Source organism: Spirosoma jeollabukense, assembly GCF_054777855.1.
This window is the reverse complement of the sequence record NZ_BAAHAD010000004.1, coordinates 355,199-367,627: the sequence shown is the minus strand read 5'-3', so window position 1 is coordinate 367,627 and position 12,429 is coordinate 355,199. Positions and strand designations below refer to the sequence as shown.

Below are 12,429 nucleotides of genomic sequence, written 5' to 3'. Positions count from 1 at the left end.
CCGACACTGTTGCATGCTGGGACCACCTGAAATCCCAGTTTTCCCGGTAGCTCATACCCTTTCGTGCATGGATTGTGACTCGCATAGTCGGTTCGTTAAGTGAAGGTGGCTTCGAACTTTTTAGCCCGTTTAATAGCTTATTTGTATCACCATATTTTACCATTTTCTCACTGTTATTTTCGTAGCTATACGATTGGCTTATTTGCTGGCGTTGACTTTACGCGAATGTCTGTGGAAACAGATCAAGTATCATGGGTTAGAGCCGGTGGCCTTTCTGAGGCACGCCAGCCCACGAACTGCTTTTCTTTTCCACGGGAGCACTTCATTTTGTGAGTTTCTGTTCTGGCAGAACCGTATGGCCTAAGCCAAACGTATAAAGTAACATCTCTTGCAGAACGCGCTAAGACAATTGAATCCCAGAGAACCGCACAATGGGGAATTTCCCGTCTTTTACGGAAAGCTCCAGTCACTCAAGCTTTCACGATCACCATCTCAACCCGTCGGTTTTCAGGCCGTTCTTTCAGGCTTTTGTTGGTATTGATTGGCCTTGAGGGCCCATAACCAACGGTTTCGATCCGGCTGGCGCTGATGCCCTTACTAACCAGATAGCGCTTCACTTCGTTGACCCGGTTACGTGAGAGTTCAACATTCGCATCGAACTCACCAACGGTATCAGTATGTCCTTCGAGCCGAATCTGCATAGTCGGATTTGACTGCATAACCGTTGCCAGCCGATCCAGTTCGGGGTAGGATTCAGGTTTAAGGTCATACTTTGATATGTTGAAATAAATATTCTTCAACGTTATTTTCGCGCCCGCTTCAATCGGAACCAAATCAAAATTCCGGGCGATGTCCACGCGGTTCGTTGCCAACGTATCACTCTGGCTAAAATAGCCTTTAGCGGTAGCCGTTACAGCATAAACACCCCGTCGATCGATTGAAATTTGGTATTTACCTGTTGGATGTACACTCTTTACCGAATCGGCTGGATCATCGCCGGACGCTTCAGCCCCCGATAGCAGCCGATACGTGACCGTGGCAACAATAGGTTGTTTCGTTTTAGCATCCCGTGTTACACCATTGATGGCAATAGTTGTCTCCTGGGGTGCCGGTACAGGTTCCGCGGGTTTTGGGGTTTCAGCAGGTGCCCCCACGCCAGGTGTTGTTCGAGGGGTGGAACGCGGTTGCGGTATTGGCGCTTTGGGCGTACGCTGGGAATACTGATCTTTTTTACGGGGATTAATGATGTGTACACCCCAGAAATTGAAGCAGACAAAGTTCCGGCTGTCTTTGCATTCAAAGAGGTCGAACGTAGTGTAGCCGGGGTCTATCCGTTCAAAATACGCCACGAAATCGACCCGCTCACCTGGTTGAACACGTCGGCGCGCTTCCGCCGGAATATTTTCTGCCCGAATAAATTTGTAGGACCGTTCTCCCTGGTTAACGTATAGGCGGGATGTCGGTTGAAAACTAATGGTATTAGTCGATTGCAATTGACCACCTTGTACGCCATCAGGCAGCGGAATGGAAAAAGGCCACGAACGCCCCTGTGAACCAGCCGGTTTAGCCTCAAACTTCATGTAAATAATGGTGTATTGAGCCGTCAGTTCAACGCGCTTGATCGTTACGTCGCGGTCGTTAATGTCATCTACACGCGGGCTCTCGGTTGTGAACTGCACCTGTGCATGTAGTCCCGATATGGTCAGGAAAAGCAAGAAAGTGAACAGGCTGAATTTCATTGTTTTTTGAGTTTACTGACGTACCACTAACGATTAGATAGCCACTCGTGTTTCGTGGTTTAATTTCTATTTTCAAATGCCTGGCTTTTGTTATTTACGCGTCCCACAAAAAGCGTCCAGTCTCTATTTTTACCGATGTATTTACTGACATTACAAAGGGCCCGCGAATCATTTTAAGCAGTAAAGATTCATATCAACAAAAAGAGTGAACCTGAACAGGTTCACTCTTTTTGTTGATACAAGTCTAAAAATCAGCAATTTGTAACGCTACGTATCTATTATTGCTTCACCACCCGTTTTCTGTAGACATCCTCACCAATTCGGATTTCGACAAAATAGACACCACCCGGCGACGATTTCAAATCGAGCGGTTGCTCGAAGGTATCGGCTGTCTTCTGATATTTTTGCTGCATCAGTTCCAGCCCATTTATATTGCGAACAGCCAGCGTTAAGGCTCCCCGTTGCGGACCACTAAACGATACTTTCATTTGGCCGTCGCTGGGGTTCGGTGTTACCAGCATAAACTGATCCACGAGTGATGGATTGGCCGTTACCGTACCCAATCGGACATATACATTCACAACGGCATCGGCTGTACACAAGTCCAGGCCCGAGCCCGACACGGTGTAGGACGTAGTTTGCGTGGGCTGAGCTACCACCTGTGGCCCGAGGGTCGTGTTTAGTCCGGCCCCCTTCCAGGTAAATACACTCGCTCCGCGCGCATTCAGGGTAACGGTTTCACCTGGATTAATGAATAGCGCCGTTGACGCCACCTGAACGGATGATTTCTGACCAACGCGAGCCGCTACGTTATGCGCTACGTTTACGCCAAGGCTATCGGCATACCGAAGCCAGTCGCCCTTCTGGTTTTGACGCCAGGAAGTGGCAAAAAGCGATTCTCCGTTTTTGGTCGTTATAAGTGCCACAGTATCACCCGCTACGTAGGGCAGTGTAATGCCAATATGGAAAGGCAAACCACCTATTGGTACGTTCTTATCGAACGTAACCGATGTTGTGCGGTTGTTCGCTACGTCGTCCAGTATCACGCGCAGGGGAACATCCTTCTGGCCCAGAATAGCACCGGGGCCGTTCTGGAAACCGCGTCCATTCCAGACCGTTACGGTTACAATTGACTCGGTAGTCGCACCTTTAGCGGCTTTGGCCACCCCAAATTTCAGCGAAGCGCCCGCCAGGTTGGTGTAACCCAGTTTATTTTGAAAAAACTCGGAAACCGCCTGCGATTTATGACTGTTTTGACCCGCCAGGTAGCCCGTTCCGTTCACCTCCCGCAACACCGAAGGCGTACCATTGAAATTTGTTATTTCTGTACAAAGTCCCTGATTCAGCACTTCGATGTACTCTGTGCGTACTAACGGATCAGATGCGCCCACCGCGTTTGACGTTATCAGCGTTACCTTAAATTTACCGGGCTGGTTGTAGGTAACCGTAGGGTTTTGATCGGTTGAAGTAGCCGGGGTACCGCCTTCAAACGTCCATTCCCATTTCGTCGGGAAGTTACCGGACAGGTCATTGAACTTAATCTGACCACCTAATAAAACCTGCTGATTATCGGCCCGGAAGTTCGATTGGGGCCGTGCCGCTACCTGGGTGCCGCATACGTTGGACGATAACAGACTAAGCCGACGGGGGCTGATGGCCATAACGGTCCGGATACGATCTTTCTGATTGATCGTGAAAATATTCATGCAGGCATCATTGGAATAATCCATGTAGTTCTGCACCATGTTGGTCGATCCGCAGCTGACCCGACCCGTTGGACAACCACTGCTTGCTGAGGCCTGAGGGGGTGTATCCGCGCAGAAATCGTCTCCACAATTGGCGTCTCCCCAAATGTGCCGTAACCCCAGCCAGTGACCCGTTTCGTGGGTTAGGGTGCGACCCAGATTGTAGGTTGCCCGCATGGTTGGAAAGTTTCCTTTATCAACGTTCCCAAATGACTGATAGTCAATCACCACACCGTCTGTGCTAGCCGGCCCTTCGGAGGGAATACCGGGTAGATTTGATTGGTTCGGAAACTGCGCGTAACCCAGCAACTGGCCGCCACCCGCAATGGGTTCATTCAATTGCGTTACCCATATGTTGTAATATTTGTCTGGGTTCCAATACGTACTGGGTTTCAGTACGCCCTCAATATCGTCCTTGTTCCAACTGGCCCGGTTGCCATTGTAACGGTCAATACCCGGTTCAGCCATCGTTTGTCCTTGAGGATTGACAACTGCCAGACAAAATTCTATTTCGATATCGGCACCTAACGGGTTGTCATTAAATCCTCGGGTTCCCGCTTTGCGACGATAATCCTCATTCAACGTAGCAAGTTGAGCCTGCACCTGCGCCTGGCTAATATTGCGCCCAACACCAACCGACTCACCATTATGCACTACGTGTACAACCACCGGAATCGTGATGACTGTTGCCGCCAACCGGCCCGCCTGCATCTGCTTTTTGAGGTCGAGCATTTTTACCTGCAATGCCCGCTCAAAGTCCTGAAGCGATCCCAACTGTGGGTACTTAGCCCGTAACGCACTATCCATTTCCATCGTAGCGCACTGCTGCGTGCTACGGACAGGGGTTAGTGTCTGCGCAAAGACTGTCTGTGGCAGAAGGGCAATTAGAAACAAGCTGAGTACTAATCGAAACATACGCCTATTTGGTAGTAGTCGAGTTAAACGTGAATCGGTAACTAGCATTGATGTCGGGGAAATAATACTCGATCGTTAGCACGGTAGCTGTCAGATTCTTGATAGTCCAGGGAAATTTACCATTCAGCACCGGCAGATAAAATTCCAGAGAGGCATTCGCATTGACCAGCGTCCAGGTATCCGTTACATAAATATCTGGATCAGTTGCCGTACACTTAGTGGCCCCTTCGCTCGCTTCAAACTTATGCTCAGCGTCGGCATAAAACGTGCATATATCATCGGCAATACATGGCGTGATTCCACTTTGAGCCGGTATTACAGAGGAAGCATTACCGTTGTCAAGAATCTGATACGATACCATTTTCCAGCTTTTCTTGTCGGTGCCGGTCAGTAGTTGTGAATACGTAGCAGGTTTAGGATCAATCTTCTCAGAGCAGCCACCCAGGAGCCACCCAACGATACCCGGAATCAGCAATAAACGTATAAATAGTCGCATGATCGAAACGTGTCAAACGGAGTAGAAGTCGTTGCCTTATTGGGGCGTATAGGTCTGTGTGTAAGCAATTGTTGTGTCTTTTGTATCACTGATCTTGAGTTTGAACTGAAGATTCAGTGTAATCACACGGTTACGAGGATTCCAGGCCCCACTTCCCCGAAGCGTATCCGTCGAGCCAAGATTATCATTGCCCTGGGGCGGAACAGTAAGCGAATTGTCGCCATTGTCGACAAACGTTAGTTTAGGATTGATCGCATCGAAATTGAAAAAAGGAATCCCAATGTTCCAGTTACTCAACAGATAATTTTTGCAATCGGTACTGGTGATTTCAACGTCCGGAACCGAAGCGGTTTGTGTGCCGTATTTCTGCGTTCCAGTATAAAAACCGCCAAAAAGACAATCGTCCTGAATAACGAATGTTAATTGCTTTCCTACTAAGCCATTTTTGCCAAAACCAACCTGTAACGTACTGGGCTGTACACCCGTTAGTGTAAACGTGAGCGATTGCGACTCCAGAATATTATTGGCGTTATTAATGAGTTGTAAGTGAATCTCGCCAAAACTTTTGTTGGCCGGGATAATGACGGTGCCTTTCGTATCACCAACGCTGTAGTCTTTTCCTTCGCGAGCAGAGCCGCTAATGACATAATTGACCGTGATCGGCTGGGTTAGTATCGGTCCAACGTTGTGCACCCGAATAGCGATGGGTTTGGTATAGCTTTCTTTATAGGTTAACGATGAATCGGTAAATCGAACAAAGTAGGGACCCTGAAACGTGAGGTCCATATCCTGCTTCTGGCAAGCACCCGCCCCCCAGACAACTGCTCCGAGCGTTAGCAGTATCACCAGCCAGTGCTTCACCACAGTACCCTGTTTATATGTCGTTTGATCTTTCATATTACGAAGTTCCCTAACGTATCATGGACTGAAGTCCGTAAGTCATTGATAGTTTATTACATACAGATTGGAATCCGTACATTATTAATGCTACTAGCCGTTTAATAACCGGGATTTTGCTTACCGACCAAAGCGGGATTTTGCTGAATTTCCGTTTGTGGAATGGGCCAGAGTTCGTATTTAGAATTCCAGTTAGGCGAGAAAGATGACATAACAGCCTGTGCCCGCCCCGTCCGCACCAGATCATACCAGCGATGTCCTTCAAAGGCCAGCTCATATTGGCGCTCACGTTCAATGACCAGCAACACATCGGCCTGAGCACCAACGGCAGCGGCCGGTGCTTTTGCCCGTGTACGTAGTACGTTAATGTCTGCTACCGCTCCTGTTGTTCCAGCTAGCTTTCCTTGCTGAGCTCTGGCTTCGGCTCGAATCAAGTACATTTCGGCCAAGCGCATCAGTACAATGTTATTATTATCTTCTGAAGCTGTGCCGTATTTCCTCACTGACCAGCCATTATCGTTGCCTTTCAGATTATTGGAATCGAAGCCAATTGTCGTGTTACGTGTACCCGATTCCGTAGAGTTGAGCGCCAGAACGAGTTGGTTCGAGGGTATGATTTCCCGACGGCCTACTAATAGATTATTCAAGGAGAAGTTGCCCGTTCCTGGATCGTCAGTAAGATTGTAACCAACCTCAAGAATCGACTCGTGTGTAAAATCTTTCAGGACAATGTCTATAAAATTAGCCTCCAGTGTATAAACACCTGAATTAATCACTGTAGTCGCTAGTTCTTCGGCCTTTGCCCAGTTTTTTAGGTATAAATAGTAGCGAGCCATTGCCGCCTGACAGGTAATTTTATTTGCATAGGTCGCATTGGTGGTTATATCAGTCGACCCAGCGGCTACGGTAGGCAAATCCGTTAGTGCTGCCGTATAATCCGCCAGTACAGATGTCAGAATAGTCGTTTTATCTGTTCTTGGGATATTGCTGTTTATTGATCGATCAACGGTAGTTACCTGTGGAATATCACCATACGTATAGACGCCGATAAAATTAGCCCAACCTCGCAGAAAACGAGCCTCTGCCGTAACGCTCTTCCGGGTTGTTTCAGGAACACCGCTAACAAGTGGCAAACGCTCCAGAATGAAATTAGCAACGTAAATTGTCGAATACAAGTTTTGCCATAATCCATCGACAGCCCCATTGGCAGCCGTAATCTGTTTGGTACCCAATTCACGATAATCATTGAATGTACCGTTAAACTGGACATTATCTGCCGTAAAATCACCCGCAATGATGATGGGAGATGCCGACCCGCGCAGAGCGCTGTATAAACCAATCCGAACGGTCTGTACGTCATTGGGTTCGTTGAGTACCAGATCGTCCACGAGCAAAGCTACCGGCTTGGGCTCCAGCACAGGCTGGCAGGAGGCCAGACTAACCAGTACTACCAGTACACTATACCGCACAAGGCGAATTACTTTAACCATTGGGCTACGTGTCAACATAGTATCTATTAAAAACTGAGGGATAACCCCACCAGTACAGTTTTTATCTGAGGTAATGTAAAAAAGTCAATTCCCTGTGCCGATGTTGAACCATCGAGTGTGCTCACTTCGGGATCAGGCCCGGAGTAGCGGGTCAACGTCCAGAGATTCATGGCTGATGCATACAAACGGGCATTACCAACTTTATATTTATTGACCCATTTCTTGGGGAAATTATACCCGAAGGACACGTTTTTCAGGCGCAGATACGAGCCATCTTCCAAAAACCGGCTACTCAGGTAGTTATTGTATGAATTCAGGTACTCATATTTAGGGACACTGGTAATGTCACCTTCTTTCTGCCAGCGTTTGAGTGCCTGCCGCACTTGATTATTTTGCAGATCGGCCCCGGAATTAAGTAGCGTTACATTCGAAAAATTCAGGATACTGTTACCATAAGAAGCCTGAAAAAACACACTCAGGTCAAATCCTTTCCAGGAAACCTTATTCGTTAGCCCACCAACCAGTTTAGGCTGAGCATTTCCAATTACTTGCCCATCGTCCGGCGAGATCCGACCATCACCGTTTTTATCGTCATATATGGCATTCCCTGTAGCGGGATCGACCCCCAGGAATTTCAGTCCCCAGAACGTACCAAGCGGCTGTCCAGGCAAAATAACGTTCGTGTTAGAAACCCCGTTTCCTGTATACCCCCGGAATACCGGCTGACTACCCGTCAGCTCAACAACTTTATTTTCGTTATGCGATATATTTAAATCTGTGCTCCATCGCACCGCTTTATTGATATTCACGGTTGATATGGTTAGCTCAACGCCCCGGTTCGATACTTTCCCAATATTGCCCTGAACATTACTAAAGCCCGTCGTTTGTGGAATAGGCTGCGCAAACAGAAGCTTATCGGTCATATTATCATAGGCGTCGATCGTTACGTTAAACCGACCGCTGAAGAATGAAGCATCCAGCCCAATATTTGCTTCTCGCGTGCGTTCCCATTGCAGTAATGGATTCGCCAGCGCGGCTGGTCCGACGCCTGTTGCGCCACTGTAGGTAGCCGACGCCCAGGTACCCAGAAATTGATAGTCACCGATACGTTCATTGCCCGTAAAGCCGTAGCTCGCTCTTAGTTTCAGGTCGCTCAACGCCCGAAAATCCTCCAGGAATTTCTCACTTGAGATACGCCAGGCTACCGAACCCGATGGAAATATGCCGAAACGCTTATTTTGACCAAAGCGCGATGACCCATCGTAGCGGGTTGTCAGCGTCGCTAAGTATTTATCGTCATAAGCATAGTTAACTTCGCCAAACGTCGAAATTAATCCGTTGTTGGTCACCAGTGATCCGCCCTGATCAACTATGCCGGCCGAGTTGACATATGTAAAATCATCGCTGGGAAACAGTCGACCCTGGACGCTACCACTTCGATACGTAGTCTGCAACAATTCAAAGCCTGCCAATGCGGTAAACCGGTGTTTCTCAGCCAGTGTAAAATTATAGTTCAGCGTGTTGGTATTGATAAAGGTAGATATATTCGTAGTACTGAAAGTGCCATATCCGTGGCCACCTACAGAGGTTAGAAACCCACCAATGGCGGTTGTAGAGGGCTCGAAATCATCCTCCGTTACGTTGTTATAATCGATGCTGAATTTCGTCCTGAAACGAAGGTTCGGAAGAATCTCATATTCGCCATAAATTCCACCCAGCATCTTTACCGTGTACACGTTGAAGCGTGGCAAGAGCGCCTGCCCTACCGGGTTGAAATTTGGAAACCCAGCGTAATTAGCCCCATCGCCAGGTCCGTATAATCTACCCTGCTCGTTATAAGGGGCATAATATGGTAAGCTCTTTACAGCTCCGGAATATACACCATCCAGAAAATTATCACCCTTCACGCGTTTATTAAGCGCTCTTGATAAAGTAAGGTTAGTGCCAAAAGATAGCTTCTGCGTGGCTTTATGGTCGAATTTAAACTGGCCTGTATAACGCGTAAACTGGTTATTTAGCTGAACGCCCTGCTCATCGCGGTAGCTTCCACTGAGGTAGAATTGCGTCTTGTCATTACCGCCCTGCGTTGAGAGTTGGTATTGCTGGTATACGCCTTTTCGCAATGTAGCATCCACCCAATCGGTGTTCACCGCATCTGTTACCCCTCTGATCAAACCCAATTTATCGGGATCTTGCCCAGCGTTGGTAACGGCCTCCCGCTGAAGGGTAAGCAATTCAGTTGCGTTGAGCAAGTCCGGCCGACGAACCACGTCGGTCATTCCGCGCTGCACATCAAGTGTAAAGCTTGTTTTCTGATTTGACTTCCCTCGTTTAGTAGTTATCAATACGACCCCGTTAGCCGCCCGCGAGCCGTAAATAGCTTTGGCCGAAGCATCTTTCAATATCTGCATCGACTCAATGTCATTAGGATTAAAAAGCGCCAATGCATTGTCGGTCTGTCCACCAAATTCACGCTCCGATAGAGCCCCATCCTGCACGGGTACCCCATCAACAATAAACAACGGCCGGTTGCTGGCCGAAATCGACGTAGATCCCCGGATACGTACCGTCAGGCCTCCACCCGGAGTGCCCGACGACTGTGTCACCTGAACACCAGCCGCCTGGCCCTGTAATGCCTGATCCAGACTTGTGACCGGAATGTCTTTAAATCGGTCGGGAGAAACGGACGCAATTGACCCTGTAATGTCTTTCCGCTGAGTAGTATTATAACCAGTCACAACGACCTGGCTCAGTTCGTTGATGGATTCCTGCATCTGCACATTGACAACCGTGCGATTGCCAACGGTTACTTCCTGTGTCACTAGGCCGATAGAGGTAAGCAGCAAAACGGCGTTTTGACCAGGAATCGCAATGGTGTAATTACCTGCCGCGTCTGTGCTGACGCCATTGGTTGTCCCCTTAACGACGATGTTCACGCCGGGTATAGGCTGGCCATCCTGCGCCGAGGTAACCCTTCCTGATATACGCAGCCCCTGAGCAAACAACCAACCTGGTAGCATAGCCAGCAAAGCAGACCAGAGAATAAGACCGTAAAATTTTCTCATGTATAGGTTATATTCCAGATAATTCCTTTAGGATGTACGTATTAAGTTTGGGCAAAACAATCTATTGTAAAGCTTAGCAAGCTACTATTTTTTCAAACGTAAAACTCACCTTCATCGTATAAATCCATTGACTAACCAGACCGTAAAAATAGGCCTGTTTTTCAGTTAGATTTTTACAAAGGACCTGACGTTGTCCTCCTCCCATGAAACAGCTTAACTAAGAGTACGCAAATTATAACCCAGTCGATGCAGTGTCTATTATTTTGACGCTGAACTGTAGTTTTTAGTGCCTCAATCAAACAAAAGGGACTTTTCGCTAGCAACGAAAAGTCCCTTATTATACGAACGTAGTCAGTTTTTACTACGCTATTTCCGCTACCCTTCCTGGATTAAAAATTTGGATTTTTAGTAGCCACGCCGTTGGTAGGTGGATTCAACACCGCTTCATCAGCAGGCACATCCCAATAATCCAGGAAATTATAGTTAACCGTAACGTTTTTGTTAATAACACCCGCCGTCGTTACTACCGTATTGCCATAGCTTCCACCACCGTTGGCGATGTCATATGTCCAACCCCAGCGTCTGCTATCATAAAATGAGAGCCCGCGGCCGAAAAGAGCAACCCGTCTTTCTTTCGTCAGCTCGGTAAGGGCTTTGGATAGTGTCAAACCTGTTCCTTTAACGGCGGCAACGCCAGCTCCCTGAAAGGTTCTTACGGCGTCAACGTATCCCAGGCCGGTCTCTATGTTGTTCAGACGCATATTCGCTTCGGCCAGCATCAGCGCATTTTCTTCATAGCTACCCGCAATGAATAGTTCGTAGGCCCCTACGTTCTTGCTTCCATATGTATATACGGCTCCACCACTCGCATTATCAACTAAACTATAGCGGGTTGTATAGTTGTAATTGTTTGTATAAGTGGTCTTCATATCAAAATTGGTTGACAGTCGTTTGTCGCCAGCATTAAAATTTTGAATGAACCGCTCACTAATCTTGAACGTCGTAGCCGTATTAACACCCGTCGTCAACGAGCCAACTGTACCACCTGATGCGGAAAAGAAGGAGTTAGATGGAGTGCTACGTCCTGTGAAGACAAAATCATCCGCTTTGATGCCGTTTGTCACTAAGGTCAGGATGCTGTTCCAATCGGCAGTGGTAATAGCTGTTGTCGACGACTTGGTGATTTTCGCATCAGGATTGCCGTTTACAAACGGAGCCAGTTTGTTCACCAGGATATTGCGGGCCAGCATAGTATTGATGTTCCGCTTCCACATATCTACGGTCAAAACACCACCATGACCTACCTGATTAGCCACAGGAATCAGTTGTGTCAATACAGCCTGATAGTCGCTGGCGCTGGTGATGCTCGTCAACGTAGTGGCCGCCTGATTGAAAAATGTATTAGACTGGTTAATGATGGCATCATGCAGCACGTATTCGCTGCTGGCAACACCCGCCTTATCAAGAATAAGGCCCGAATAATACATGGAGCCGATGGAAGCATAGGCATATCCTTTCCACCAGTAACACCACGCTTTTATGGTATTGGCCCGGCTGGCCGCATCGCCCGAAAACTTGATCCCATCTACCAGACTCAATACGGTATTACAGGCATTATTGAGCGCATACATATTCAACCACTGATAATAAAGCGGGTTGTTGCTGGCTCCCGTTGAGGCACGACTATTATACGACCGAATGATCCCTATGGCAGGCGACGGATTTGTCAATTTGGTCCCATTGTCTAAAATAATATAGTCCGGTACGCCTATGGTGGTGACCTGATTGTTCGACGCATCCGCACCCACTAAATCGGCCATAAGCTCACTGTAGCCCCAAGGCAACGAAAAGTAGCTGTTGCCCAGCCAGTTATCGCCATTCAAAAAGCCGTTGATATACACGCCCCCCTGTGCCAGCGAAATAAGGCCAGATTCTGTATTCACATTGGCGGTTACGGTAGGAGCGTTTGGGTTACCAACGTCCAACTGTTCTTTGCAGGAAACTGCACCCACGAAAATTGCCGTGAAACAGATCGTGTAAAGAAATTTATTTGTCTTTATGAGTTTCATGTTGAAAGAAAGT

Annotated in this window: 7 protein-coding genes; all 7 read right to left on the bottom strand. The window is 47.8% G+C overall.

The features are described from left to right. Window positions 1–470: 470 nt before the first annotated feature. On the bottom strand, window positions 471–1,739 hold the full coding sequence (locus tag ACYVEA_RS18405) for an OmpA family protein (RefSeq protein WP_461114895.1): 1,269 nt from the start codon (window positions 1,737–1,739) through the stop codon (window positions 471–473). Window positions 1,740–2,017: 278 nt separating this feature from the next. Then, window positions 2,018–4,399 carry a M43 family zinc metalloprotease gene (locus ACYVEA_RS18400; RefSeq protein ID WP_461114894.1) on the bottom strand — a complete coding sequence of 794 codons (2,382 nt, stop codon included), beginning with the start codon at window positions 4,397–4,399 and terminating at the stop codon, window positions 2,018–2,020. A gap of 4 nt (window positions 4,400–4,403) precedes the next feature. Further along, window positions 4,404–4,895, bottom strand: coding sequence for a hypothetical protein (locus ACYVEA_RS18395; RefSeq protein WP_461114893.1), 492 nt, complete (start codon window positions 4,893–4,895; stop codon window positions 4,404–4,406). A gap of 36 nt (window positions 4,896–4,931) precedes the next feature. Continuing rightward, window positions 4,932–5,792: a hypothetical protein gene (locus tag ACYVEA_RS18390; protein WP_461114892.1), complete on the bottom strand. Its 861-nt coding sequence runs from the start codon at window positions 5,790–5,792 to the stop codon at window positions 4,932–4,934. Window positions 5,793–5,893: 101 nt separating this feature from the next. Further along, window positions 5,894–7,300: a RagB/SusD family nutrient uptake outer membrane protein gene (locus ACYVEA_RS18385; protein ID WP_461114891.1), complete on the bottom strand. Its 1,407-nt coding sequence runs from the start codon at window positions 7,298–7,300 to the stop codon at window positions 5,894–5,896. Window positions 7,301–7,308: 8 nt separating this feature from the next. Then, on the bottom strand, window positions 7,309–10,347 hold the full coding sequence (locus tag ACYVEA_RS18380) for a SusC/RagA family TonB-linked outer membrane protein (protein WP_461114890.1): 3,039 nt from the start codon (window positions 10,345–10,347) through the stop codon (window positions 7,309–7,311). Between the two features lie 389 nt (window positions 10,348–10,736). Further along, on the bottom strand, window positions 10,737–12,416 hold the full coding sequence (locus ACYVEA_RS18375; protein WP_461114889.1) for a RagB/SusD family nutrient uptake outer membrane protein: 1,680 nt from the start codon (window positions 12,414–12,416) through the stop codon (window positions 10,737–10,739). Between the last annotated feature and the right edge of the window lie 13 nt (window positions 12,417–12,429).